At 68.7% G+C, this 25,506-nt stretch carries 24 protein-coding genes; 18 read left to right on the top strand and 6 right to left on the bottom strand.

All coding sequences use genetic code 11. The features are described from left to right. Positions 1-49 precede the first annotated feature (49 nt). The 10 genes from AC07OY_RS22250 (at position 50) to AC07OY_RS22205 (ending at position 12,158) form a co-directional block, all read left to right on the top strand. Positions 50-559, top strand: a complete 510-nt coding sequence (locus AC07OY_RS22250) for a DUF1993 domain-containing protein (RefSeq protein WP_495044760.1) — start codon at positions 50-52, stop codon at positions 557-559. Positions 560-828: 269 nt separating this feature from the next. Continuing rightward, positions 829-2,685, top strand: coding sequence for an O-linked N-acetylglucosamine transferase, SPINDLY family protein (locus AC07OY_RS22245; RefSeq protein WP_495044759.1), 1,857 nt, complete (start codon positions 829-831; stop codon positions 2,683-2,685). Continuing rightward, positions 2,686-5,058 carry a type I secretion system permease/ATPase gene (locus AC07OY_RS22240; protein WP_495044758.1) on the top strand — a complete coding sequence of 791 codons (2,373 nt, stop codon included), beginning with the start codon at positions 2,686-2,688 and terminating at the stop codon, positions 5,056-5,058. It begins immediately after the preceding gene. Next, positions 5,055-6,254, top strand: a complete 1,200-nt coding sequence (locus tag AC07OY_RS22235) for an HlyD family type I secretion periplasmic adaptor subunit (RefSeq protein WP_495044757.1) — start codon at positions 5,055-5,057, stop codon at positions 6,252-6,254. Before AC07OY_RS22240 ends, AC07OY_RS22235 begins: the two co-directional genes overlap by 4 nt. A gap of 67 nt (positions 6,255-6,321) precedes the next feature. Further along, entirely contained in the window at positions 6,322-7,749 is a 1,428-nt protein-coding gene (locus tag AC07OY_RS22230) for a TolC family protein (RefSeq protein ID WP_495044756.1), read from the top strand. A 27-nt stretch (positions 7,750-7,776) separates the two neighbouring features. Further along, the gene (locus AC07OY_RS22225) at positions 7,777-8,190 is read left to right on the top strand and encodes a sugar 3,4-ketoisomerase (RefSeq protein ID WP_495044755.1); all 414 of its coding nucleotides are present in this window, start codon (positions 7,777-7,779) and stop codon (positions 8,188-8,190) included. Then, positions 8,187-9,275 (top strand): DegT/DnrJ/EryC1/StrS family aminotransferase, encoded by a 1,089-nt coding sequence (locus AC07OY_RS22220; protein WP_495044754.1) that lies wholly within the window; start codon positions 8,187-8,189, stop codon positions 9,273-9,275. Before AC07OY_RS22225 ends, AC07OY_RS22220 begins: the two co-directional genes overlap by 4 nt. Next, positions 9,272-10,270, top strand: a complete 999-nt coding sequence (locus tag AC07OY_RS22215; RefSeq protein WP_495044753.1) for a WcbI family polysaccharide biosynthesis putative acetyltransferase — start codon at positions 9,272-9,274, stop codon at positions 10,268-10,270. The genes AC07OY_RS22220 and AC07OY_RS22215 overlap by 4 nt, the downstream gene beginning before the upstream one ends. Further along, positions 10,267-11,928: an AMP-binding protein gene (locus tag AC07OY_RS22210; RefSeq protein WP_495044752.1), complete on the top strand. Its 1,662-nt coding sequence runs from the start codon at positions 10,267-10,269 to the stop codon at positions 11,926-11,928. Before AC07OY_RS22215 ends, AC07OY_RS22210 begins: the two co-directional genes overlap by 4 nt. After that, on the top strand, positions 11,925-12,158 hold the full coding sequence (locus AC07OY_RS22205; RefSeq protein WP_495044751.1) for an acyl carrier protein: 234 nt from the start codon (positions 11,925-11,927) through the stop codon (positions 12,156-12,158). The genes AC07OY_RS22210 and AC07OY_RS22205 overlap by 4 nt, the downstream gene beginning before the upstream one ends. 6 nt (positions 12,159-12,164) lie before the next feature. Here AC07OY_RS22205 and AC07OY_RS22200 read toward each other — a convergent pair whose 3' ends face one another. The 4 genes from AC07OY_RS22200 to AC07OY_RS22185 form a co-directional block, all read right to left on the bottom strand. Then, a complete protein-coding gene (locus tag AC07OY_RS22200; RefSeq protein WP_495044750.1) occupies positions 12,165-13,346 on the bottom strand; it encodes a radical SAM protein in 1,182 nt (393 codons plus the stop codon). 110 nt (positions 13,347-13,456) lie between these two features. Then, positions 13,457-14,164, bottom strand: a complete 708-nt coding sequence (locus AC07OY_RS22195; protein ID WP_495044749.1) for a class I SAM-dependent methyltransferase — start codon at positions 14,162-14,164, stop codon at positions 13,457-13,459. Then, positions 14,161-14,772 (bottom strand): HAD family hydrolase, encoded by a 612-nt coding sequence (locus AC07OY_RS22190; protein WP_495044748.1) that lies wholly within the window; start codon positions 14,770-14,772, stop codon positions 14,161-14,163. Before AC07OY_RS22190 ends, AC07OY_RS22195 begins: the two co-directional genes overlap by 4 nt. Next, positions 14,769-15,710, bottom strand: coding sequence for an ATP-grasp domain-containing protein (locus tag AC07OY_RS22185; RefSeq protein WP_495044747.1), 942 nt, complete (start codon positions 15,708-15,710; stop codon positions 14,769-14,771). The genes AC07OY_RS22190 and AC07OY_RS22185 overlap by 4 nt, the downstream gene beginning before the upstream one ends. Before the next feature lie 95 nt (positions 15,711-15,805). On the opposite strand from AC07OY_RS22185, the gene AC07OY_RS22180 reads away from it, so the two are divergent. From AC07OY_RS22180 to AC07OY_RS22170, 3 genes are all read left to right on the top strand, one after another. Next, positions 15,806-17,152, top strand: a complete 1,347-nt coding sequence (locus AC07OY_RS22180) for a hypothetical protein (RefSeq protein WP_495044746.1) — start codon at positions 15,806-15,808, stop codon at positions 17,150-17,152. A gap of 196 nt (positions 17,153-17,348) precedes the next feature. After that, a complete protein-coding gene (locus tag AC07OY_RS22175) occupies positions 17,349-18,023 on the top strand; it encodes a hypothetical protein (protein ID WP_495044745.1) in 675 nt (224 codons plus the stop codon). 128 nt (positions 18,024-18,151) lie between these two features. Further along, positions 18,152-18,703 (top strand): hypothetical protein, encoded by a 552-nt coding sequence (locus AC07OY_RS22170; RefSeq protein WP_495044744.1) that lies wholly within the window; start codon positions 18,152-18,154, stop codon positions 18,701-18,703. 121 nt (positions 18,704-18,824) lie between these two features. Here AC07OY_RS22170 and AC07OY_RS22165 read toward each other — a convergent pair whose 3' ends face one another. Next, a complete protein-coding gene (locus AC07OY_RS22165) occupies positions 18,825-19,622 on the bottom strand; it encodes a glycosyltransferase family 2 protein (protein WP_495044743.1) in 798 nt (265 codons plus the stop codon). Between the two features lie 108 nt (positions 19,623-19,730). On the opposite strand from AC07OY_RS22165, the gene AC07OY_RS22160 reads away from it, so the two are divergent. The 5 genes from AC07OY_RS22160 to AC07OY_RS22140 are packed head-to-tail and all read left to right on the top strand — an operon-like array spanning position 19,731 to position 24,658. Next, a complete protein-coding gene (locus AC07OY_RS22160; protein WP_495044742.1) occupies positions 19,731-20,639 on the top strand; it encodes a glycosyltransferase family 2 protein in 909 nt (302 codons plus the stop codon). Further along, the gene (locus tag AC07OY_RS22155; protein WP_495044741.1) at positions 20,639-22,096 is read left to right on the top strand and encodes a hypothetical protein; all 1,458 of its coding nucleotides are present in this window, start codon (positions 20,639-20,641) and stop codon (positions 22,094-22,096) included. The genes AC07OY_RS22160 and AC07OY_RS22155 overlap by 1 nt, the downstream gene beginning before the upstream one ends. A 21-nt stretch (positions 22,097-22,117) precedes the next feature. After that, complete coding sequence (locus AC07OY_RS22150) at positions 22,118-22,798, top strand: class I SAM-dependent methyltransferase (RefSeq protein WP_495044740.1); 681 nt, start codon at positions 22,118-22,120, stop codon at positions 22,796-22,798. Next, positions 22,795-23,628, top strand: a complete 834-nt coding sequence (locus tag AC07OY_RS22145) for a hypothetical protein (protein WP_495044739.1) — start codon at positions 22,795-22,797, stop codon at positions 23,626-23,628. Before AC07OY_RS22150 ends, AC07OY_RS22145 begins: the two co-directional genes overlap by 4 nt. Beyond that, on the top strand, positions 23,612-24,658 hold the full coding sequence (locus tag AC07OY_RS22140; RefSeq protein WP_495044738.1) for a GSCFA domain-containing protein: 1,047 nt from the start codon (positions 23,612-23,614) through the stop codon (positions 24,656-24,658). The genes AC07OY_RS22145 and AC07OY_RS22140 overlap by 17 nt, the downstream gene beginning before the upstream one ends. Positions 24,659-24,662: 4 nt before the next feature. On the opposite strand, the gene AC07OY_RS22135 is transcribed toward AC07OY_RS22140, so the two are convergent. Beyond that, positions 24,663-25,430, bottom strand: a complete 768-nt coding sequence (locus AC07OY_RS22135) for a DUF2306 domain-containing protein (protein WP_495044737.1) — start codon at positions 25,428-25,430, stop codon at positions 24,663-24,665. Between the last annotated feature and the right edge of the window lie 76 nt (positions 25,431-25,506).

Here is a 25,506-nt window from a genome sequence, read left to right as displayed (position 1 = left end):
CCTCCGGGCATGCTGGCTACGATCGCTTTCCCTCAATGGAGACAAACCCATGAAGACGATTTCCATGCATGGCGCCAGCGCGCCCGCCTTCGCCAAGATGCTTTCCAACATGCTGAACTGGCTGGAAGCCGCCAAGGCCCATGCCGAGGCCAGGAAGTTTTCGACCGACGTCTACCTGACGCTGCGCCTGGCCCCCGACATGCTGCCCTTCGCCCGCCAGATCCAGATCGCCAGCGATGCCGCCAAGGGCTGCGTGGCCCGGCTGGCCGGCCAGGAGATGCCCAAGTACGAAGACAACGAAGCGACGCTGGACGAACTGGCCGAGCGCATCCGCAAGACCCGTGACTTCGTGCTGTCGGTGCCGGCCGAGGCCTTCGAAGGCAGCGAAGGCCGCGAAATCACCATCCCGCGCCGCAGCGGCGACCCGCTGAAGTTCGACGGCCTGACCTATCTGCACCATTTCGCGCTGCCGAACTTTTATTTCCACGCGACAACGACTTACGCGCTGCTGCGCCATGCCGGCGTGACGCTGGGCAAGAGCGACTATTTGGGCGGCTGAGCCTGAAGCCCCTCGTCCAAGGAGTACCTTGGCCGGTCCCCCTAGGGGACGGCGATGCTTGCAGCATCGAGCCGCAAGCACATCGCCCAAGGCGGGCCGGCTAGGGAGCGGCCCGGCGCTCGGCCCGCAAACTTGGCAGCAGCACACCAAATCCCCAGTTTGACCCCGCCCAGGTGGGAAATGCTGCGCAATCCGCGGCCTATTCCCCCGCCCAGCCAAGGCGGCGCGGCTTGAAAATCGGCGGAACATCCGATCACGCCGCCCTCCGCATGGACATGTCGCCGCCCACTGCTGCCCAGCCCCAAGGAATTGCCCTCGTCGAGCAATGGCTGGAGCTTGCCCGCGGCGGCCAGTGGCCTTTGCCCCAGGTCATGGAGTCCGCGTCGCGCCTGCAGGCCGCCGGCGCCAATGACGCCGCGGCGCTGCTCTACCAGACATGGGTCGGCGCCACGCCGTCGCCGCTGCGCCATGTGGCCTGCTTCAACTGGGGCGCCATCCTGGGCGAGCTGCGCCGCCACGCCGACGCCGAGGCCGTCTACCGCATGGCCCTGGCCCAGGCACCGAGCTTCGCCCAGGCGCGGCTCAATCTCGGCCACCAGCTCGAGCACCAGGGCCGCGTGGAAGACGCGCTGGCCGAGTGGCGCACCGTCTACGACGACGAGGCCCCCGAGGCCCTGGGTACCGACCCGTTGAGCCTGCGCCTGCACGCCTTCAACAACGCCGCCCGCCTGCTGGAGCAGGAAAAGCGCTATGACGAGTCCGAGGCGCTGATGCGCCGCTCGCTGGTGCTGGACCCGCGCCAGAGCGACGTCGCCCAGCATTACGTGCACATCCGCCAGAAGCAGTGCGCCTGGCCGGTCTACCAGACCGTCGGCGAGGTCACGCACAACCACCTGCTGATGAGCACCTCGCTGCTCGGCATGCTGGATGAAAGCGACGACCCGGCCCTGCAGCTGCTGACGGCCCAGCGCTTCGTGCTGGAAAAGATCCCCAAGGTCAGCGAGCCGCCGCTGCACAAGGGCCGCCGGCGCGAAGGCAAGATCAGGATCGGCTATCTGAGCGGCGACCTGCACATGCATGCCGTCGGCCTGCTGACGGCCGAGCTCTACGAACTGCACGACAAGAGCAAGTTCGAGATCCACGCCTTCAGCTGGAGCCGCGAGGATGGCACGCCGCTGCGCGCCCGCATCAAGGGCGCCATGGATCACTACCATCCCCTGCATGGCGTGTCCGACCGCCGTGCCGCCGAGATGATTGCCGAGGCCGGCATCGACGTCCTCGTCGACCTGCAGGGCCTGACCAGCGGCGCCCGCGCCGGCATCCTGCCTTACCGGGGGGCCCCCATCCAGGTCAGCTATCTGGGCCTGCCCGCCACCTCGGCCATTCCCGGCGTGGACTGGATCCTGGCCGACCGCTTCGTGATGCCGCCGGAATCCCTGCCGTATCACACCGAAAAGCCCATCTACCTGCCGCATTGCTACCAGGTCAGCGACCGCACCCGCGGCGCCAACCCGGCGCCCAGCCGCGCCGAGATGGGGCTGCCCGAGGACGGTTTCGTCTTCTGCGCCTTCAACAACAACCACAAGATGAGCGAGCCGGTCTGGCGCTGCTGGATGCGCGTGCTGCGCCAGGTGCAAGGCAGCGTGCTGTGGCTGCTGGCGGACAACCCCTTCGCCCAGGCCAATCTGCGGCGCGTCGCGGCCGAGGAGGGCATCGCCCCCGAGCGCCTGGTCTTTGCCGGCCGCGCCCAGCCGGCCGACTACCTGGCCCGCTTCACGCTGGCCGACCTCTTCCTGGACACGTTCCCCTACAACGCCGGCACGACGGCCAGCGACTGCCTGTGGATGGGCACGCCCATCCTGACGCGCTCCGGCAAGACCTATATCTCGCGCATGGCCGGCAGCCTGCTGACGGCCGTCGGCCTGCCCGACCTGATCACGACGACGATCGAGGACTACGAGCAGCGCGCGGTGCAGATCGGCAACCAGCCGGCCCGTGCGGCGTCTTACAAGCGTTACCTGGCCGAACATGGCCACAGCTCGCCGCTGTTTGACATCCCGGCCATCGTGCGCGATATAGAGCGTGAATTCGAGCGGTTGGCGCTCGACGCGAGGCAGAAAGCCTAAATGGCCCGCCAGCACGACCCCTTCTTCGACGGCCAGCCCCAGGCGCCGGGCCTGCGCCTGGCCGCCAATGGCGAGCCGCCACCGCCGCCGGATCCGCTGGAGGGCCTGGCCAGCCAGCCCGCCGGCGACCCGCTGCTGCAGGCCCTGTCCTGGCTGACCCGCCACCACGGCCGGCCGCGCTCGCCCGAATCCCTGCGCGCCGGCGCGCCCGTCGAGGGCCCGTTGGCCCCCGACAGCGCCATCCGCGTCATGCGCGAGGCGGGCTACAACGCCGGCCTGCTGCGCAAGAAGATCGACGACATCCACGAGCTGCTGCTGCCGGCCGTGCTGCTGCTCAACGGCGGCGACGCCTGCGTGCTGGTGCGCCGCCTGGACGATCCGGCCGCCGTGGCTGCCGGCAGCTGCCGCTATGAAGTGGTCTTCCCCGGCCCCGAGGCGGCCGCCGTGCCGGCCACGACGGCCGAGCTGGAACCCGAGTACAGCGGCTTCATGCTGGCCGTGTCGCGCCAGGAAGCCGCCCAGGGCCAGCGTGCCGAGTCGCCGCTGCTCAAGCTTGCCGACAAGGGCCTGGAATCGCACTGGCTGTGGGGCACGCTGAAGCGCTTCACGCCCTATTACCGCGCCTCCATGCTGGCGGCCCTGCTGTCCAATGTGCTGATGCTGGTGTCGGGCCTGGTGACGTCCGTCATCTACGACAAGGTCATCCCCCACCAGGCCATGGTCACGCTGTGGACCCTGGCCATCGGCGCCGCCGTGGCCCTGGTCTTCGACCTGTTCGCCCGCCAGCTGCGCTCCCACCTCATCGACCTGGCCGGCCGCAAGGCCGACCTCGTCATCGGCGCCAAGCTCTACCGCCAGACCCTGGGCGTGCGCATGGAGCACAAGCCGGCCTCGGCAGGTGCCTATGCGGCCCACCTGGCCCAGGTGGAGATGGTGCGCGAGTTCTTCACCGGCGCCACGCTGTCGGCCCTGTCGGACCTGCCCTTCCTGGTCATCTTCATCGGCATGACCTTCGTCATCGGCGGGCCGCTGGGCTGGGTGCTGGTGCTCGCCGTGCCGGTCATCATCGGCCTGTCCTGGGCCATCCAGGGCGCGCTGCGCCGGGCCATGAGCACCAATATGCAGGAGACCGCCGACCTGCACGGCACCCTCGTCGAGTCCCTCGAGGGCCTGGAAGACCTGAAGACCTCGGGCGCCGAGGGCCGCTTCCTGCGCCGCTACGAGCGCACGACCGCCGTCGTCGCCGACACGGCCCTGACGTCGCGTGCGCTGTCGAGCTGGAGCATGAATTTGTCCAGCACGCTGCAGCAGGCCGTCAATCTCATCCTGCTGGTCTGGGGCGTCTACCTGATCCATGACGGCCAGATCACCGCCGGCGCGCTGATCGGCTCGGTCATGTTCGCCAGCCGCGCCATCGCGCCGCTGGGCAGCCTGGTCAGCCTGGCCACGCGCTACCAGGGCGCCCGCGCCGCCATGCAGGCGCTGAACCAGATGATGAATTCGCCGGTCGAGCGCGACAGCAGCCGCAACTATGTGCCGCTGTCCCAGGTCACGGGCAAGGTCGGCCTGCACGACGTCGGCTTCAGCTACCCACCCCAGCCCCAGCCCGGCCACCAGCCGGCCAGCGAGGCGGCGCAGCCCAAGGTGCTGCGCAACGTCACCATGCGCCTGGAGGCCGGCGAGCGCGTCGCCATCCTGGGCCGCATCGGCAGCGGCAAGTCCACCATCCTGCGCATGCTGGGCGGCCTCTACCAGCCCACCGAGGGCATGGTCGAGGTCGACGGCATCGACCTGCGCCAGGTCGACCCGGCCGAGTACCGTGCCCGCGTCGGCTTCGTCAGCCAGGAGCCGCGCCTCTTCGTCGGCACGCTGCGCGACAACGTCATGATGGGCCGCGCCCACCTGGACGCCAGCCGCCTCGTCGAGGTGGCCAAGCTGACCGGCCTGGACCGTGTCGTCGCCGGCCATCCCATGGGCTGGGACCTGCCGGTGGGCGAAATGGGCCAGCTGCTGTCCGGCGGCCAGCGCCAGCTCGTGGCCCTGGCCCGCGCCCTGGTCACCAAGCCCCAGATCCTGCTGATGGACGAACCCACCAGCTCCATGGACGCCCAGAGCGAGATGGCCTTCCTGCGCCAGCTGCGCGACGCGGCCGGCTCGGCCACCCTGGTCGTCGTGACCCACCGCCCGGCCGTGCTGGAATTGGTGCAGCGCATCGTCGTCGTCGACGGCGGCCGCATCGTCATGGACGGCCCGCGCGACCAGGTGCTGGCAGCCCTGTCCGGCGTGCGCCCGGCCGCGCCCGGCGCCCAGGCGGGTGAGGGCGTGCACATGCATCCGTCGGCCCAGCCCGTGCAGCGCAGCGCCTCCGTATGAGTGCTCTGACCAAGGAAGAGGGCGCCTTCGTCAGCGCCCTGCACGCCGCGCACATCGACGAGCCGCTGCCGCGCGCAACCTGGGCGCTGTACCTGCTGTGCGCCGTCGTCACGGTGGCCATCGCCTGGTCGGCCCTGGCCAAGGTGGACGAGATCACCCGCAGCGACGGCCGCATCGTGCCGGACGGCCGCGAGCAGGTCATCGCGAGCCTGGACGCCGGCATCCTGCGCGAGCTCAAGGTGCGCGAAGGCCAGGAAGTGCAGGCCGGCGAGGAGCTGGCCTTCCTGGACCCGACCCGCGTCGAGGCCCAGCAGAACGAAGGCCAGGCCAAGCTGCTGGCCCTGAAGGCCGGCGCGGCGCGCATGGATGCCGAGGCCAATGGCCGCGCCGCCATCCGCTGGCCCGCCGGCGTCGACCCCAAGGCCCGCTATGCCCTGGCCGAGCAGGAATCCTTCGAGGCCCGCAAGCATCTGCTGGACGAGTCCGTCGCCGCCATCAACCGCAGCCTCGGGCTGATCTCCAAGGAGCTCAAGCTGGCCCAGGACATGTCCAGGAGCGGCCTGATGAGCGATGTGGAAGTGATGCGCCTGAACCGCCAGGTCAACGAGATCCAGCAGCAGCGCACCGAGCGCATCTCGCGCTACCGCCAGGAGGCCAGCCAGGAGCTGGTGCGCGTGCAGAGCGAGATGGCCCAGATGGACGAGCAGATGGTGGTGCGCCAGGACGCGTTGACGCGCACGGTGCTGAAGTCGCCCGTGCATGGCGTCGTCAAGAGCATCAAGGCCGGCACCATCGGCGGCGTCGTCGCCAGCGGCGCGCCCATCCTCGAGATCGCACCCATCGGGCCCCAGGTGCTGGTGGCGGCCAAGATCAAGCCCAAGGACATCGGCTTCATCCGGCTGGGCCAGACGGCCGAGGTCAAGCTGGCCGGCTATGACTTCAACACCTATGGCGGCCTGGAAGGCAAGGTCACCTACATCAGCCCGGACGCCGTCACCGAGGGCGATGGCAAGGGCGAGGGCCACTACCGCGTCATCGTGACCTCAGAGCGCAACAACCTCAAGTACAAGGGTGAGAAGCTGCCGGTCATCCCGGGCATGACCTCCACCGTCGAGATCAAGACCGGCGAGCGCTCGGTGCTGAGCTATCTGCTGCGGCCGATGATGAAGTCACAGGAAGCCCTCCGCGAGCGGTAACAGCACCTCCACCGGCCCGCTTTTCCGGGCTTTGGGATGGGGGTCGCAATGGTCTAGTGGAGGGGCCATGCTGTACCCCTTCCGTCCCCTCATCGCCCTCTGCTTTGCCGCGGCTCTGGCCATCCCGGGCTCCCTCGCGCTGGCGCAGACGCGCCCGCCCAAGAAGGCCGCGCCGGCGCCCGCACCCGTTGTCGAGGCGCCCGCTCAAGGCAGTGGCCGCTGCAACGAGGACGATGCCGGCCTGTCCCGTCTGGGCCGGGACATGAGCGCCCTGGAAACCCAGAACGGCGACCCGCGCGCCGCGCTGCAGTCGCTGATCGACAAGACCCTGTCGCGCAGCAAGGCCCTGGGCGCCGTGCGCCTCCTGACCGAGGCGGCCCGTTTCGATCTGGAAGAGACGCGCGCCCTGGCCATGCCGACGGCCAACCTGACCATCAGCACCAACGCCGTGCATCAGACCGTCGGCGGCACGACCGTCGGCCGCGGCGGCCAGGCGGGTGCGACGCTGTCCGCCGGCATGCCGCTGTGGGACTTCGGCCGCATCGCCAAGCTGACCGAGTGGCGCAAGGAACTGGCAGAGGTCGCATCCCAAGGCCAGCGCAGCGCCGAGGAGCAGCTGTCGCTGAGCGTCGTCACGCTGGCCCTGGACCGCAGCCGCTATGTGCTGCAGGGCCAGGTCTACACCCAATACGTGCGCAAGATGGCCTGCCTGGTCGATGCGCTGGAGATCATCACCAAGGCCGACCGCGGCCGCGCCAGCGAGCTGGTGCAGGCCCAGAAGAGCCTGCAGCAGGCCGACTTGTCGCTGGAGCAGACCATGTCGGCCCTGCGCCAGACCGAGGTGCGCATGAAGCGCATGGTGGGCGAACCCCTGCCGCCCAGCATCGGCATGACGGCCCAGCTGTCCGTCCTGCCCGACCTGGAGCAGATGCAGAGCGACATCCTGCTCGGCGCCGATGTCGCCCAGGCCGAAGCCCAGGCGCGTTCGCAGCGCAGCTTTGCCGAATCCGTCATCGCCGGCCAGAAGCCCAGCGTCAACCTGACCGGCAGCGCCAGCGCCATGTTCCGCGGCGGCCCCGGCGAATCGCGCTCCAACGACGTCGGCGCCGGCGTGTCCGTCACCATCCCCATCCTGCAGCCCGGCGCCCAGGCCCAGGCCAGTGCCGCCGTGCACCGCTACCGCGCCACCGTCCTGCAGCGCGACGAGGCCATCGAGGCCAAGCGCTACCGCCTGCTGGAGATGAACGAGGTCGGCAGCTCCACGCTGGACCGCGCCCGGCGCATCGTCGAGATCCTGCGCAACAGCGACCGCGTGCGGGCCTCGACGCTGCAGCAATGGCAGCAGCTCGGCCGCCGCTCCTTGTTCGACGTGATGGCCGCCGAGGGCGACTACTATTCGATGCGAGTCGCCCATGTGAACGCGATGTTCGACGCGCAGCAGATCGTTGCGCTGATCTGGTCCATGGGCCGCGGTGTCGCCGCACCGCTGCGCTAACCCCAGCAGAACACTGACCCTCCAGACATGTCCATCGACCGCTGCCAGATCTTCGACCTGCCCAAGATCCATGACCCGCGCGGCAACCTGACCTTCATCGAAGGCGGGGTGCACGTGCCCTTCGACATCCAGCGCGTCTACTACCTCTACGACGTGCCCGGCGGCAGCGAGCGCGGCGGCCATGCCCACAAGAACCTGCACCAGTTCATCATCGCCATGTCGGGCAGCTTCGACGTGGTGCTGGACGACGGCAAGGACAAGAAGCGCGTCCACCTGAACCGCAGCTACCAGGGCCTCTACATCTGTCCCATGATCTGGCGCGAGCTCGACAACTTCTCGTCGGCCTCGGTCTGCATGGTGCTGGCGTCGACCAAGTACGACGAGAGCGACTACCACCGCGACTACGCGGAGTTCATGCGCGATCGCTGGGGCGCCAGGTGAGCATCCCTTTCCTCGACCTGAAACGCCTGAACGGCGCCCACGACGAGGCCATCCGCGCCGGCATCACCCGCGTGCTGGACTCGGGCTGGTACATCCTCGGCGCCGAGGTCCAGGCCTTCGAGCAGGAGTTCGCGGCCTATTGCGAGGCGAAACACTGCGTCGCCGTGGCCGACGGCCTGGATGCGCTGGTGCTGATCCTGCGCGGCTATGGCATCGGCGCAGGCGACGAGGTCATCGTGCCCTCCAACACCTTCATCGCGACCTGGCTGGCCGTGTCGGCCGTCGGCGCGACGCCGGTGCCGGTGGAGCCGCGCCCGGGTACGCACAACATGGACCCGGGCCGCATCGAGGCCGCCATCACGGCGCGGACCAAGGCCGTCATGCCCGTCCATCTCTACGGCCAGGCCTGCGAGATGGGCGAGATCGATGCCATCGCGGCCCGCAACGGCCTCAAGGTCATCGAGGACGCCGCCCAGGCCCATGGCGCGCGCTGGCAGGGGCGGCGCGCCGGCTCGCTCGGCGATGCCGCGGGTTTCAGCTTCTATCCCGGCAAGAACCTCGGCGCCCTGGGCGACGGCGGCGCCATCACCACCGACGACGATGCGCTGGCCGAGCGCCTGCGCCTGCTGCGCAACTACGGCTCGACGCAGAAGTACCGCCACGAGGTGCAGGGCGTGAACTCGCGCCTGGACGAGATGCAGGCCGCCGTCCTGCGCGCCAAGCTGACGTCCCTGGACGAGGACAACGCCGCCCGCCGTCGCGTGGCCGCCGCCTATCTGCAGGCGCTGAAGGGCGCCGACGTCGTGCTGCCCGAAGTGGCTGACGGCGCCGAGCCGGTCTGGCATCTCTTTGTCATCCGCACGCCGCGCCGCGCGGCCGTGCAGGCGGCGCTGACGGCCGAAAGCATCGGCCATCTGGTGCACTACCCGCTGGCCTGCCATCTGCAGCCCGCCTATGCCGGCCAGTGCTGGCCGCCCCTGCCCATCGCCGAGCAGATGCAGGACGAGGTGCTGAGCCTGCCGATGGCCCCCTATCTGACGGCCGAAGACGTGGAGCGCGTGGCGGCCGTCATCCGGCGTGCATGAAGCCCGTCGTCTGCATCTACGCCAATTGCCAGGGTGAAGCCCTGGGACGGCTGCTGCGCCAGCATCCCGCCCTCAAGGGCCATGAATTCGTCGTCCTGAAGGCCTGGCTGCAGGAGCAGCCGAGCGACGACCAGCTGGCGCGCTGCGAGGCCCTGATCTACCAGGAGGCCTTCGGCACGCCCGCCTTCCTGGACCAGCCGGCCATCGACGCCCAACGCGTCTGCATCCCGCTGCTGACCTGCTCCTTCCTCTGGCCCTATGGCTTCGACAAGCCCAACGAGCCGGTGGGCTGGCGCTTCCCCTATGGCGACCGCTACCTGATCGGCCAGCTGCGCCAGGGCGTGGCGCCTGCCCAGGCTGCGGCCGACTATGCCGCCCTGGACCTCTCGACCAAGCTGGACCTGAACCGCCTGCGCGACATGGAAGCGCAGAAGTGGTTGCGCTATGACGCCAACACCGACGTCAGGATGGGCGGGTTCCTGCAGCAGCATGCGCTGACACAGCGCCTCTTCTTCACGCCCGATCATCCGACGGACGTGGTCATGATCGAGCTGTGCAACCAGGTCCTGGCCAAGCTGAACCAGCCGCCTTTTGGCTGGCCGGCCTGGCAGGGCTACAACCATTCGCTGGCCGGTACCGAAGTGCCCGTTCACCCTTCTGTGCTGCGCCATTTCGGCATCAGCTGGCTGACGCCCGAGCACCGCTATCCGCTGCATGGCGGCTATCTGTCGCTGGACGCCGCCGCCTGCTATGCCCGTTATGCCTCGGCCCTGCAGGCGCCGAGCATGGCCGAGGGGCTGCGCGAAGCGGTCGCTGCAATAGCGCGGCAGGACGATGCAACGGCGCTGAATCTCTGCAATCTCATCCGCCTGCGCGCGCCGCAGCAGCCCTGGGCCCTGGCCGCGATCGCCCTGGTTCAGGCCTTGCACGGCCAGCGCGCCGAGGCCGCCGCCCAGTTGCTGGCTGCGTTGCCTGCCGACCTCGAGATTCAATGAGCATGCAAGCCTTCCATTCCATTCCGCAGGCCGTGCAGGCCTGGGCAGAGCAGGATGCCGACAAGGTCTTCGCCCGCATCCGCAAGCGCGGCAGCGAAGAGCGTGCCATCACCTACTCCGAGCTGCTGGCCCAGGCGCGCAACTACTGTGGCGCCTACCAGGCCCTGGGCGTGCGGCCGGGTGCCAATGTCTTCATCCTGCTGAACCTGGGCGAAGACCTCATCCATTCCTTCATCGGCGCGATGCTGGGCGGCTATATCCCGTCCTATGTGGCACCGCTGGGCGACAAGCAGGATCCGGCGGTCTACTGGAATGCGTTGGTGCATCAATGTCAACGCATCGAGGGCGGCGTGCTCGTCACCTCGCCCGGGAACGCGGCCCAGGTCGCTGCCCTGGTCGACGAGTCGCGGGCCAAGGTGCTGTCGACCGAGCTGCTGCAGCAGCACTTCGCGGCGGTCACGCCGCCGCTGCCCGATACCGAGGCCATCGCGCTGCTGCAGCACAGCTCCGGCACCACTGGCGGCCACAAGGGCGTGGCCCTGTCGCACCGCGCCATCCTGGACCAGATAGCCCGCTACGCGCTGTCGCTGCGCCTGGACGCGAACGACGTGGTGGTGAGTTGGCTGCCGCTGTATCACGACATGGGGCTGATTTCCAGCTTCCTGACGCCCCTGGTCACCGGCACGCCGCTGGTGCTGCTCGACCCGTTCGAGTGGGTCGCTGCGCCGTGGTCGCTGCTGGCCGCCATCACCGAGCATCGCGGCACGTTGTGCTGGCTGCCCAACTTCGCCTTTCACTTCCTGTCGCGGGCGCCGCAGCCGGCGGGCATGGCCATCGACCTGTCCTCGGTCAAGGCGTTCATCAACTGCTCCGAGCCCTGCAAGCCCGAGGCCTTCGAGGCCTTCGAGAAGCGCTTCGCGGCCCATGGTGTGAACGCCGGGCAATTGCAGATCTGCTACGCGATGGCCGAGACGGTGTTTGCCGTCACGCAAACCTCGCCGGGCGAAGTTCTGAAGCCGCTGCGCGTCTCGCGCGCCGGCCTGCAGCAGGGGCTGCTGACGCCGAGCGACGACCCTCTCGATGAGCGCGTCATGCCCGTCGGCCCGCCGCTGGACGGCGCGCGCGTGCGCATCCTGGGCGACGACGGCCAGGCTCTGCCGGATGGGCATGTGGGCGAGATCGCCATCTGCACGCCCTATATGTTCTCGGGCTATTACCGCGAGCCTGAATTGACCGCCGCGGCGCTGAAGGGCGAGGACTATCTCAGCGGCGACCTGGGTGCGATGCACCAGGGCCTGCTCTACATCACCGGTCGCAAGAAGGACCTCATCATCGTCAACGGCAAGAACTACTACGCCCATGACGTGGAAGAGGTCGCCAGCGATGTGGCGGGCGTCAAGGCCGGCCGCGTCGTGGCCCTGGCCGTGCCCAATGCGGCCATGGGCAGCGAGAGCGTGCATGTGATCGCCGAGTCCGAGCGGCCCGAAGAGGACTACTCGCAAATAGCGCGCGACATCAAGGTCGGCATCCAGCAGGCCATGGGTCTGTTGATCGCCAAGGCCGTGGTCGTGCCGCCCAAGTGGCTGATCAAGACCACCAGCGGCAAGATGTCGCGCTGGGGCAATCGCGAGAAATACCTGAACGAGAACAAGCCATGAGCACCACCACCGAACGCCTGCAGGCGCTGATGCGCGATGTCTTCATGGACCCGAGCATCCAGATCGAGCCGCAGATGACGGCCATCGACGTGCCAGGCTGGGATTCGCTGTCCCACACCCTCTTGATGCTGGAGATCGAATCCGCCTTTGGCGTGCAGATCGACCTGGAGAAGGTGGCAGGCTGCGCCGATATCGGGCAGCTCGTGGCCTATGTCGATTCGCTGAAGTAGCGAGCGTCAGCTCGCCGGAATCAGGATGGCGCGCACCGTCTGCTCCAGCTCGCTGGTCGAGCAGTCGGCAGCGTTGGAGCAGGCCTGGCAGGCCGGCGGCACGCGGCCTTCGAGCAGGTTCTGGCGGAAGGCCATGATGTCCGGGCCGTCCAGGCCTTCGCCCTCGTGGTGGATGTTGCCCACCGGCGGCATGTCGGTCACGCAGCAGGGATAGAGCGAACCATTGGCCGCCACGGTGAAGCGCGTCCAGGGCTGGGTGCACATCTTGGTGCGGCGGCCCGTGGCCTCGGCGGCCTCAGCGGCAGGCGAGCCATCGGCGGCCGTGCCGTTGAGCTTGGCCACCAGCGCATTGATGCGCTCGATCAGATGCGGCTGCACCGACAGCGTGTAGGACTTGTTCGTCTGCGCGAAGTTGATGGCCTTCTGCAGCTCCTGCACCGACTGCGCGAACAGCGCGCGGTCTTCGGCACCGATGGGCTTGATGTTGTTCAGCGTGACTGCTTCGAACTCGTAGAGGTCGGACAGCGACAGATGCGAGATCGGCATCTCCGACAGCATCACGGCCAGGTCGTAGACGCCCAGGGCGGCTTCGGCATAGACGGTGGCGTTGACCGTCAGGCGCGGCATGCGCACGTTGTGGGTCGTGCACCAGGTCTTCAGGCGCAGGATGTTGTAGACGATCAGCGACAGGTCGGACTTGCTGCGCACGGTGCGCGTCAGCTCGCGGTCGGCCGTGTCGATGGAGATCATGATGCCGTCCAGCTGGGCCAGCACGGCCAGCTCCGCATCGCCATACTTCAGCGCGAAGTTGCTGTTGATGTGGATGAAGGCGGCCGGGTTGGCGGCCTTGCCGGCAGCAATCAGGCGCGGCAGGTCCTGCACCCATTCCTTGTGGAAGGTGGATTCGCCGGTGCCGGCCAGCAGCAGTTCGGAGAAGCGCTCGCGGGCGATCATGGCCAGGGTCTGCTCGATGGTGGCCGGCTCCATGTCCATGTCGCGGCCGGGGATCTGGTCGTCGCCCGGGTTGCTCTTGCTGCAGTACTTGCAGCGCAGATTGCAGCGCGAGGTGTACTCCACCATCAATCCGTGCGGTTTCGCACGCAGCAGTGCCGGGTCGGTGGCCGACTCCAGCGGCGCGAGCGGCGGGCGCTGGGGCATGCGCACGAGAGGGGCGATGGCGATGTGCATGGGGGGCGGTCCTGCAGGAAAGGCCCATGAATTAGACGCCTGCAAGGCCTTTTTGATGCAATGAAAACCGGGTGCCGTCGGCGATTGTTCTCGCCCAGGCGTGGTTTGGCCTAGCCCGCCGAGGCGATGACGTAGATCTCGGCCGCGATGTCCGGGTAGCGCTCGCCCAGGTGCATGAAGGCGTCCAGCATGGCCGGCGTCCAGTCGCGGTCGATCTGGGCGTTGGAGACCGGCTTCATCCAGTAGCCGCCGAACACCTCTAGTCCCAAGCCGGCCTTCGTGAAGCATGCACGGAAGGACTCGGGGTTGAAGACGCGCTGGTGGCCGTGGCGGTGGTCCAGCTCGCTCATGGCATCTTCCTGCGGCAGCAGGCCCATGATGACGGCCGCCTGGCGGTGCAGGGAGCGGGCATTGGGCACGGCGGCGAAGACCTTGCCGCCGGGCGCCAGCCAGCCATGCACCAGCTGCATGACGGCCACCGGATCGCTCACATGCTCCAGCACATGGCCCAGCACGATGGCGTCATAGGGCTGGGCGGGGCGGAAGTCCTCGAACATCGCGTGGTGCACCTGGGCCTGGGGAAAGCGGGCGCGCAGGCCTTGGCAGTAGACGTCCGAGCCTTCCAGCACATGCAGATCGGGCCGTTCGGCAGCGATCAGTTCGGTCATCACGCCCTCGGCCGGGCCCATCTCCAGCAGGCGGCCGGCCGGCAGATGGCGGCGGGCAATGGACCAGCTGTGGCGGATCATGGCGCCGTTGCAGCCCAGGGCGTAGATCGAGTCGCGGGCGATGGCGTCGAGGGTGGCGGCTTGGGTCATGAGGGCAGGGCCGCGAGGGCGGCTTTGAGGTCGGGGAGGGAGGCGCGGCCCTGGCGTTGCCAGAAGGCCGGCGAGCGCATGCCGCATTCAAGGGCGGTAAATGCAACGCCGGCAGCCTGAGCGGCCGCGGCATCGGTCTCGGCGTCGCCGATGAAGGCGATGGGGCGCAAGGCCTGCAGATGGCGGGCCTTGGCTTCGGCGGCAGCGGTGGGCGGCACGACGATGACGTCGTCCACCCAGCGCGACAGGCCCAGGCGGTCCAACTGCTGACGGGCGAATACCGGCTCGCGGCGGGCTGTCAGCACGACGACACGGTGGCGTCGCGCGGCCAGGGCCTCGGCCACGCCCGGCAGCAGGCGGTCAAAGCCCAGCCAGGGCCAATGTTCGATATCACGCCCCCAGGCGGCGGCGCGGGCGGCGGGTGCAGGGTGGCCCAGCTCTCGCAGGGCGACCAGGTTCGAGGCACCTTCGCGCTTGGCGGCCCAGTAGCGATCGATGAAATCTTCGGCCAGGCTGTCTCCACGGCAGACATGGCGCATCAGCGCCGAATGGCGCGGCGCGCAGGACACCAGCGTGCCGTCCAGGTCGACCGCGAGCACCGGCTTCATTCGACGCTCAGCAGCTCGACGTACTGGCGCGTCACCGCGCAGCGCTCGTGGTGGCGCTGCAGGCGTTCGCGCCAGTCGGCCTGGCCGAAGACGCGGGCCAGGTGGGCACCGAAGAAGTCGCTGCCATTGGCCGCGCTCATCAGCGTGCCGGCGCCCAGGCGGGGATTGAGGTCGGTCACGGCCAGGCGTTCGCCATCGGCCATCGCCTGGAAGCAGAAGGGGGAGTCGATGCCCAGCCCACCGACGAGGCGGCGGGCGATGGCCTCCATGCCGGCATGCGGCGCGATGCGGGCCTTGGTGCAGACGCCGCTCTTGGTCTCGACGCGCTCGCGCACCGAAACAAACACCTCGCCGCCGTCCAGTGGAAAGCAGTCGGCCGTGAACTCGGGGCCGGCCATGCCTTCCTGCAGAAAGGCGTCAGCCGGCACGTCGACCAGGTTCTTGACTGCCCAGGTGCCACGGCCGCCAAAGCTGCCGGGGCGCTTGGCGAACACGCCGGCACCGTCGGCCAGCCGGGCCTGGGCGGCGGCGCGGTCCAGGGTGCGCGGGCTGTCCACGTCCAGCTCGGCCAGGGCCGCGGCATAGCGGTCCTTGGCCAGGGCCAGGGCCGTGTAGCGCTGGCTGGGCGCGACTACCGTGGCGCGGATGTCGGCGCGGTGGCGGGCGGCGAAATCGATCTCGGGATCGATGATGGGCAGGTAGTGGGTGATGCCCTCGGCAGCGATCAGCGCATTCAGCTGGGCCAGATAGGCGTCGCCGGCCTCGAACAGCGGCCACACCACATGGCGGGCCGCGAACTGGGCCGAACTGCACCAGGCCGTGGCGTTGGTGTCGGCCGTGATCAGGCGGCTTTGCGGGAACTGCTGGGACAGCGTGAGCGCATAGGCCCAGGCCGTGCCCGTGCCGGCGGCCGTCAGAAGCAGGGTGGGGGCGGTCATCCGAACATTGTGAAGCCAGGGCCGGGCGCTTGAGCACCGGAGATGCCAGGCAATTCCTGGCTTATGAGGGGCGTAGGGCCCACTAGACTGCCGCGATGACGACGCCCACGTTCCTGGAGCTGGTGAAACGCCTCGAAGGCCTGCAGGCCGAGGGCGATTGGCCAACCATGCTGATGGAGGTCAGCAATATCGTCATCGCCATGGTCAACGACCCGCGCGCCAAGGGCATGGTCTTCGGTTCGGCCGAGATGGACCGCTTCTGCCTGGCCGCCGGCGCCATGGCCGCCCAGCGCCTGAACCTGCAGCCGCCCACCGACTACAACGCCCACATCGCCGTCCACCTGGCCACCGAGCTTTACGACGGCATGGGTGGCCATTCGCTGGCGCTGAAGGACGTCATCCGCGCCCGGCCCGACATGACCCACATCGTGCTGGTGACCAATCTGCACGACCGCCAGCTGCCGCTGGACAAGTTCGGCCGCGATCTGGCCATGCCGGTGCAGGTCATCGGCGCGCCGGCCATGCCGCTGCCGCACAAGCTGCAATGGCTGCAGATGCAGTTGGCGGCGCTCAAGCCCGGCCTGCTGACGCTGTTCAACCACCACTACGACTCGGCCACGGTGGCCGCCGTGCAGCCTGGCGTGGCGCGCGAGATTGCCTATTTCCACCATGCCGACCACGACATGGCCCTGGGCGTCTTCCTGCCCCATGCCCTGCATGTGGACTGCACCAACCTCTCGCATCACAAGTGCCAGCACTACCTGGGCGTGCACAACCCGGTCTACTGGCCGCTGGTTTCGCCCGACCTGGGCGTGCGCACCAACCACGAGTTCATGCCAGGTGGCGAGCTGCTGACCTGCTCCCACGGCTCGGTCGGCAAGTTCATGTCGCCGGGGCGGTATGCCTATTTCGACGTCATCCAGCGCCGCCTCGCCGAGGTGGCCGGCAGCCATCTGCACATCGGCCAGTTGCCTGATGCGGTGCTGGAAGGCTTGCGCACGCGGCTGCAGGCCGCCGGCATCGACCCTGTCCGCTTCCAGTACCAGCCGCCCGTGCACGGCCTGTGGGCCTATCTGCGCGACAGCCGCGTCGACCTCTGCATCTCGTCCTTCCCCATCCAGGGTGCCAAGGGCCTGGTCGAGACGCAAGGCGCCGGCCTGCCGGTGCTGCAGAACGAGAGCGCCTGGTCCAAGCACCATTCGACGCGCGAGCTGATCTACGAGGAAGCGCTGTGGTGGGAGACGCCCGACGGCCTCATCCGCGTGCTGCAGTCGCTGACGCCGCAACTGCTGGCCGAGCAGGCCCTGCTGGCGCGGCGCTTCTACGAGCGTTGGCACCACCCGCGCGAGCTGGCCTATGCGCTGAACAACCCGCGTCGCACGGCCCCCGTGCCGCCGGTGCGCCATCCGCCCTGCGACACCCTGGCCCTCTATCTGCGCTGACATGAACATGAGCCCCTCGCCCCGTCTTGCCCCGCTGAACGCGGGCAAGCCCGGTCGGTCCCCCTGGGGGACGGCGATGCTTGCGGCATCGAGCCGCAAGCACATCGCCCAACGGGCCGGCTTGGGAGCGGCCCGGCGCTCGGCCCGAATAGCCGCGTTTCATGCTTGGGTGGCGCAAAGCATCATGGACAACTGAATGATCGACCTCGTCTGCGCCACCCGCCTGACCGCCGAGGAGTTCTGGGGCAAGGCCGCCCTGGGCCTGTCGCTGCGCCGCATGGCCCACGACGATCGCCTGCGGCCGCGCATCTATTTCGAGAACCGCCGCGGCCTGCCGGCCCTCTACAACGAGCGCATCGCCGCGCCCGATGCCGCGCCGGCCCTGGCCTTCATCCATGACGACGTCTGGCTGGACGACTATTTCTTCTACGAGCACTCGATGGCGGCCCTGCATGCCTTTGATGTCGTCGGCGTGGCCGGCAACAAGCGCCGCGCGCCCATGCAGCCCTCCTGGGCCTTCCCGACGACGAAGTTCGAATGGGACGACCGCGCCAATCTGAGCGGCATCGTCTCCCATGGGCAGGGCCCCTTCGGCCAGATTTCGGCCTTCGGCCCGGTGCCGGCCGAATGCCAGTTGCTGGACGGCGTGCTGCTGCTGGCCAAGCGCGACCAGCTGCGCGCGCTGAACGTCGGCTTCGACGAGCGCTTCGACTTCCATTTCTACGACATGGACTTTTGCCGCAGCGCCCGCGCCGCCGGCCTGCGCCTGGCCACCTGGCCCATCGCCATCACGCACCAGAGCGAGGGTGGCTTCGGCTCCAACGGCTGGATCGAGAACTACAAGCAGTACATCGCCAAGTGGGGCGACTGACGACAGCGGTCTTTCGGTGCGAAGCGCGTCTTCCTGAATCTTGAGGACGGCGGTCGATGCCGGTGTCATCGGGGCAGGGTCATTCGCCCCATAAGATCGCGACACAAGAATTCTTGAGGGAGGTTTCCATGCACAAGGCATTCGTTCGACTCGTTGTTCTTTTTTCGGCGCTCCTGGCGTCTGGCGCCCATGCGGCCCTGGTCAGCACCCGGTTCGACAACGTGTCCATCCTGGGCGCGATCTACGACGTGACGTTCTGGCAGGACTCGTCCGGCTACACCACGTTCAACAATGTCTTTGGCGCCGGGGGCTCGCCGGTCCTCACCTTCAGTTCGGCTCAGGCGCACGCTGCTGCCGCCGATTTGTTGGCCGCGGTGAACGCCAGCCATTTCCATATGCTGGCGGCGACAGCCGACTCTGACTTCAACTACTTCAACCTCGTTTCCGGCTATACGGCGGACGACTTCCAGTTCTACGTCGGCGCGGCGGCGGATTCGATATCGCCTGGCTTGCGGGGCGAGTTTCCAGGCGACCGTTCCAACACGAGGTTCGTGACGGCGTTTGCGACATTCGAGAGGGCCTCGGCATTGCCCGAGCCTGGGGTGCTGGCATTGACGCTCGGTGCACTGTTGGGTGTCGGCGCGGCTCGGCATCGCAAGCTCCGCAACAGCGCGCGCTAGGCACCATCGCGTCGGTGCGGCCGGTCTCGTAGGCCACGTCCGTGACCGGCCGGTGCGTGTCGCGCAGCAGCCGTCGCGCGCGCTTCCCAGTGGGTTCTTCAGACCTCGTTGGCGAAGTGCCCTAGAACCACTCCACCGGCAGCGCCAACCCCACGCCCTGCAGCAAGCCTGCCCGCGCCGCCTTCAACTCGGGCGACGGTGCCGGCCAGCGCCGGTAGACATGCAGGAAATCCAGCACCACGGTGGTGTTGTTGGACGCCTCCTGCTGGCCACGGCGAGCGCCGGGGTTGACATAGTCCTTGTGCATGACGGCGCCGCCGCCCGGCACATGGCGGGGCAGGGCGCGCGAGCAGACGCCGAGCAGCCAGTCCCAGTCCTCCTGGGACGCCAGATGGGCGTCGAAGGTGAGGCCCTGCAGCAGGCTGCGCCGGTAGGCCAGGCAGTGCAGGGGGATGAAGTTCTTGACCCACAGCGTGTTGACGTCGGCGCCCGCCAGCGGCGTGGCCTGCCGGCTCAATTCCGGGATGCCGGCCTGCTGGCGGTCCTCGGTGACGACGGTGATGTCGGTGAACAGCACCTGGGCGTCGGCGCGCTCGCAATGCGGCTTCAGCGTCGCGAGGTGGTGGGGCTCGAAGCTGTCGTCGTCGTCCAGGAAGACCACCCATTCGCCGCGCGCCAGGGACAGGCCCTGATTGCGGCTCTCTGCCGGGCCGTTCGGGCCGGTGCGCTTCAGGAAGGTGTCGGCCGGACCCAGGTCGCGGGCGACGACGGCGGCCGTCTCGGCGTCCAGCGCGTCGGCGACGAGCAGGATCTCGAAGTCCGCGCAGCGCTGGGCGCGCAGCGACGCGATCGCGCGCGCCAGCGTCGCCGGGCGGTGGTGGGTGGCCATGACGACCGAGAAGAAGGGAGCAGCAGCCATCGGAGCGCATGCTAGGGCAGGGCGGGGGCGCGCTGGCGGCGATTTGGCAGCACCGCCGCTGCTTTCTCTTGCAATGGCGCGCGGTTCACTTGGTTAGCATGGGCCAACATGCCCCTGATCTCCGTCGTCATCCCGGCGCTGAATGCCGCCCAGACCCTGGGCGATACGCTGCAAAGCCTGGCGGGGCAGAGCCTGCGCGACTTCGAGGTGGTGCTGGTCGACGACGGCTCCACCGACGACACTGCCGCGGTGGCCGCCCGCTTCGAGGGTCAGCTGACCCTGCGCCGCATCACCCATGACAGCCCCCAGGGCGTCGCCCGCTCGCTGAATGACGGCCTGCAGGCCAGCGACAGCGAATTCATCGCCCGCCTGGATGCCGACGATCTCGCCCATCCCGAGCGCCTGCGCCTGCAGCTGGAGTTCCTGCAGGCCCACGCCGGCGTGCAGGTCTGCGGCACCCAGCTGGTCGTCTTCGACCACGACCGCGGCCTGCAGAACCCGCTGGGCCTGCTCAGCCACCCGCCCGGCGACGCCGCCATCCGCACCGCCTTCATCCAGCGCTGCGCCATCGCCCACCCCTCGGTGATGGCGCGCCGCAGCCTGTTCGGCTGGGTGGGCGCCTATGACCCTGCATTCGATTTCGCCGAGGACTACGAGCTCTGGTGCCGCGCCAGCCTGGCCGGCGCCACCTTCGCCAACCTCGAGCTGCCGCTGACCTATTACCGCAAGCACGCCAAGCAGGTCAGCCAGTCGCGCGCCCAGCAGCAATGGGGGCATGACCTGGCCATCAAGCACCGCTACATGCGCGCCTTCCTGCGCGGCGGCGAGCCGGGCCGCCTGCCCGAGTTCCTGGCCCTGCAGACCCGCTATCCCGACGTCGGCGCGGCCGTGGCCGCCTACCGCGAATGCGCCGCGCGCCTCGTCGAGCTGGCGGCCCATGTGCCGGATGCCACCGAGTACGCGGCCTTTTCCAGCGCGGCCATCGCCCGCCACCTGCAACTCGCCGAGGCCGCCTGATGCCGCTGAGCTTCGACATCTTCGACACGCTGATCGCGCGCCGCTGCATCCGCGCCGTGGCCGTCTTCGAGGAGATGGAGAGACGCCTGGGCGCGGCCGGTTTCGCCGCGCTGCGCATCAATGCCGAGCGCAGCGTGGCCCATTTGGACTACCAGCTGGCCGACATCTACGAGGTCATCGCCCGCAGCCAGTCCCTGGACGACGGCCGCCGCCAGGCGCTGATGGAGCTGGAGATCGCCATCGAGCTGGAGAACGTGCTGCCCATCGCCGACGCCCTGGCCAGGGTGGAGGACGACAGCCTGCTCATCACCGACATGTATCTGCCGGAGGATGTCATCCGCCGCCTGCTGCAGCGCGCCGGCCTGCCCAGCCACAACCCGCTGCTGCGCAGCGCCAGTGGCAAGCGCACCGGGCGGGTCTGGGCCGCGCTGGCCGCCGCCGGACAGCAGCTGGAGCACGAGGGCGACAACCTGCTGGCCGATGTGCGCCAGCCCGAGGCCGCCGGCATGGTGGCCCGCCTGGCCACGCTGACCGAGCCGACAGGCCTCGAGAAAGCCCTGCTCGAGTCCGGCTTCGCCGAGCTGGCGCAGACGCTGCGCGCCGCCCGCCTGGCCACGCCAGGCCGCGGCCTGGACGCCAATCTGCTGTGCCTGCAGACCGAGCTCAACCTGCCCGTCCTCGTCATCAGCGCCCTGCACCTGCTGGCCACGGCTGGCGAGCTGCCCCAGCTCAACCTGCTGTTCTCGGCCCGCGACGCCCGCTATCTGAAGCAGGTCTATGACGCGCTGGCGCCGGTCATGCCCGGCGGGCATCCGCGCAGCCACTACTGGTACAGCTCACGGCTGGCGCGGCTGTCCAACGACGAGACCTATCACGCCTATTGCCGCGAGAAGATCGGCGCCGCCGCCTGGCTGGTCGACCTCTGCGGCACCGGGGCGTCTGTCATGGCCCTGCGCGAGCGTCTCGGGATGTCGGCCCAGCAGGCCCAGCTCTTCGTCTGCGAGTTCATCGATGCGCCCAACTACACGATGAACACGCTGCAGCGCTATGGCCTGAAGACCTGGCAGCCGCCCGCGGCGCTGTGGACCAACCGCAACCTGGTCAACAACGAGGTGCTGGAGCTGCTGAACTATGTGCCCGAGGGCATGGTCAGCGGCGTCATCCAAGTGCCTGGCGGCTATGTGCCCCGCCGCGAGCCGCTGGAATTCGCGCCCGAGGTGCTGGAGGGCGTGCGCGCCCAGGCCGCCTATGTCGCCCGCTACACCGAGCAGCTGGCCCGCTTCGCGCGGCCGGCCCTGTTGGATGAGATCCGGCGCGACACCCCTGGCCTGTGCAGCGTCGTCAGCCATGCGGCCGCGGCGCTGCAGCCGCAGATGGTGCAGCTGCTGCGCACCTGGCTGCCGCAGCACCACCACACCGAACATGCATTGACCGCCCGCCTGGGCGCCTTGAACTGAATCCGCGAAAGAAAGATCCTCATGGGTGAACTCGAACAACGCTTCCTGCAGGGCCTGGGCGGCAACTCCGACAAATGGCGCCATTACTTCGAGGTCTATGAGCGCCACATGGCCCGCTTCAAGGGCACGGCCTGCACCTATCTCGAGATCGGCGTGCAGCGCGGCGGCTCGCTGACGCTGATGTCGGAATACCTCGGCCCCCAGGCCAAGGTCGTCGGCATCGACATCGACCCGGCCTGCGCCAACAACCCCACCCACCAGGTCTTCATCGGCGACCAGTCTGATGCCGGCTTCCTGAGCCAGGTCGCCGAGCAGACCGGGCCGCTGGACATCGTCGTCGACGACGGCGGGCACACGCCCGACCAGCAGCTGGTGTCCTTCTTCACGCTGTTCCCGCGCCTGAAGTTCGGCGGCGTCTATCTCGTCGAGGACCTGCACTGCTGCTTCTGGGAAGGCTATGGCGCCTCGCGCTTCGGCATCAACTTCTACGACTTCGCCAAGGGCCTGACCGACAAGATGGCCATGTGGCATTACGACCGCCGCATGGCCGACGGCCGCGCCATGCAGCCGCGCGAGCAGCGCCAGGGCGTGCGCTCGACCGGCAACTTCGCCGCCGAGCAGATCTTCAACATCTCCTTCTACGACTCCATCATCGCCATCGAGAAGCGCCAGATCGCTGAGCCGCTGCGGGAGCGGCGTTGACGGCATCGGGCGCCCAGCCGACGGTGCGGCGCTTTGCCGCCATCGGCAGCTCGCATCTCTTCGGCCTGGTGGACCAGTACGTCGGCCGCATCGCCGACGACGTCTTCCAGCAGGCCTGGCGCACTGGCGTGCCGCTGGTCGCGCCGCTGCCGCTGGACGCGCCGCCGCCCTGGCAGGGCGACTATGTGCTCTACAACACCGCTGCCAGCGGTCCGGCGCCGCTGCTGCAGGGCCAGACCCTCTTCATCCCCGAGCAACTGGCGGCCGTGTTCCGCCACATCCCGGCCGACACCGAGGTCATCTTCTCGCAGCTGCGCGGCCAGGAGTTCGCCATCGCGGCCATCGTCGACGACCCGACCCAGGCCGATTTCATCGATGACGACGGCGGCTTCGAGCCGGGGCGGCGCTGGATGTCGCGCGCCGATGCGCTGGCCTGGGTGCGCGACATCGCCCAGCCCCTGCTGACCACCCATCTGGCCCTGCGCCAGCATTTCCCGCGCGCCCGCATCGTGCATCTGCCGGCGCCGCCACCGGTCGAGGACGAGGCCCATATCCGCGCCAATGCCGAGGGCTTCAGCGCCCTGTTTGCCCAGCATGGCATCAAGCCCTTCGCGATGCGGCGGCGCCTGTACCGGCTGATGTATGCCGAGCTGAACCGCCAGCTCGCGGTGCATGGCATCACCAGCCTGGCACCGCCGCCCGACTCCTTGACGCCCAACGGCGGCCTCAAGGCCGACCATGCGCGCGGCTGCCTGCATGGCAATGAGGGCTATGCCCAGGGCCTGGCCATCCAGATCCGGGAGGTGCTTGCGCATGTCGCATCCCTATGAACAGATGCCGGCCCAGGCCTTCTGGCGCAAGACCGTCAGCGCCCAGGCCTGGGGCCAGCTCGATTTCAAGCCGAGCACCAAATTCAAGCTGACGCCTTCGCTGAAGATCGCGACCGCCGGCTCCTGCTTTGCCCAGCACATGGCCAAGCGGCTGGAGAGCTTCGGCCTCAGCCACTGGGTGGTCGAGCAGGCCCCGGCCGGCCTCGCACCGGAGCGGGCGCGCGAGCTGCAATATGGCGTGTTCTCGGCCCGCTATGCCAATGTCTACACGGTGCGCCAGCTGCGTCAGCTCATCGAGTTCGCCTTCGGCCTGCGTGGCGACGAAAGTCCGGTGCTGACCGAGAACGGCCGCAGCTTCGACGGCCTGCGCCCGCGCATCCAGGCGGGCGGCTATGACAGCCTGGCGGACCTGCGCGCCGACCGCGCCTGGCATCTGGCCCAGGTCCGGCGCCTGTTCACCGAGTGCGACGTCTTCGTCTTCACGCTGGGCCTGACCGAGGCCTGGGTGGAGCAGGGCAGCGGCATCGTCTTCCCGGTCTGCCCCGGCACGGCGGCGGGCGAGTTCGATGCGGCCCGGCATTGCTTCGTGAACTTCGAGTACCCGGAGATCCTGGCCGACCTGGAATGGGTGCGCGGCTTCGTCGCCGGCGTGAACCCGGGCATGCGCTGGATCGTCACCGTGTCCCCCGTGCCGCTGGTGGCGACGGCGACGCAGCACCCCGTCATCGTCGCCTCCAGCTACTCCAAGGCCGTGCTGCGCGCGGTGGCGGGGCGCTTTGCCGACTCGCATGACGGCGTCGAATACTTCCCGTCCTTCGAGATCATCTCGTCGGCCCAGAGCTTCGGCCAGTACCTGGAGGGCGATCTGCGCGAGGTGTCGCCGCGCGGCGTCGACCATGTGATGCGCCAGTTCTCGGCCGCCTTTGTCGAAGGTGGTGAACGCATCGCCACTGCCGCGCCCAGCATCGCCGCCCAGGCCGCCGCGGCGGCCCAGGTGGAGTGCGAAGAGCTGCTGAACGACCGGCCCTGAGCGGTCAGCTCACGCGCGGGAACCACATCCCCATCGTCGCGCCGAAGATACCGCCGGCCGTCGCCAGCGCGAGCACCACCACGGCCAGCGCCAGCGCCAGGGCCCGGCCGCGTGCGCGCAGATAGAGCTCCAGCACCGCCAGCGGCAGCAAGAACTGCGCAAAGCTCAGTGCATAGACGAAGGGGCCGGTAAAGGTCTTGGGGTCGAAGCCCACCGGCGCTTGCCAGATCATCAGCCACAGCATCAGGCCGACGCGGAAGAACCAGACGCCGTTGACGACCATGAACAGGCGCAGGGCCCAGCGCCGGTGCTCGACGAAGCGGCGCGCCCGCGCATGCTGCCAGGCCAGCCAGGCGAAGGCCACGATGAGGACGCCGTTCAGGCTGGTGGCCAGGTGCATCGGCAGGCCGCCGACGGTGCCCTTGACCCACAGCAGGTAGAAGCCGCTGAGGCTGCCCAGCACGGCGCCCACCATGAAGACGCGGCCCAGGTTGCGATGCAGGGCGGGCATGCGCCGGCGCAGCGGCGGGATCAGTTGCATCACGCCGATGCCCGTCATCAGCAGCGCGAAGATGAGGTGCATGCTGAGCATGGAGTTGCCCAGCCAGTCGCCCGCCACCCAGCGCGACTCGCCCGGCGGCCCGCCCAGCGCGGCCCGCCCATAGCTGATGCCGATATAGCTGGCGAAGATGGCCAGGCCGCTGGCGGCGACGAGAAACCAGAGGCCGGCCGCGTTGGTGAGGGCGCGGCTGGGGCGGGCGACGTTGTCCATGGACGCTCCTGGGATGGGATGCGCGCGGATTCTTCGCAGCGCCCCCGGTCGGGTCGCTGAGGGGCCGACGAGCTGC

Source organism: Roseateles sp. GW821-FHT09H10, assembly GCF_059415865.1.
The sequence above is the reverse complement of the archived record's forward strand: the minus strand, read 5'-3'. Positions and strand labels throughout refer to the sequence as shown.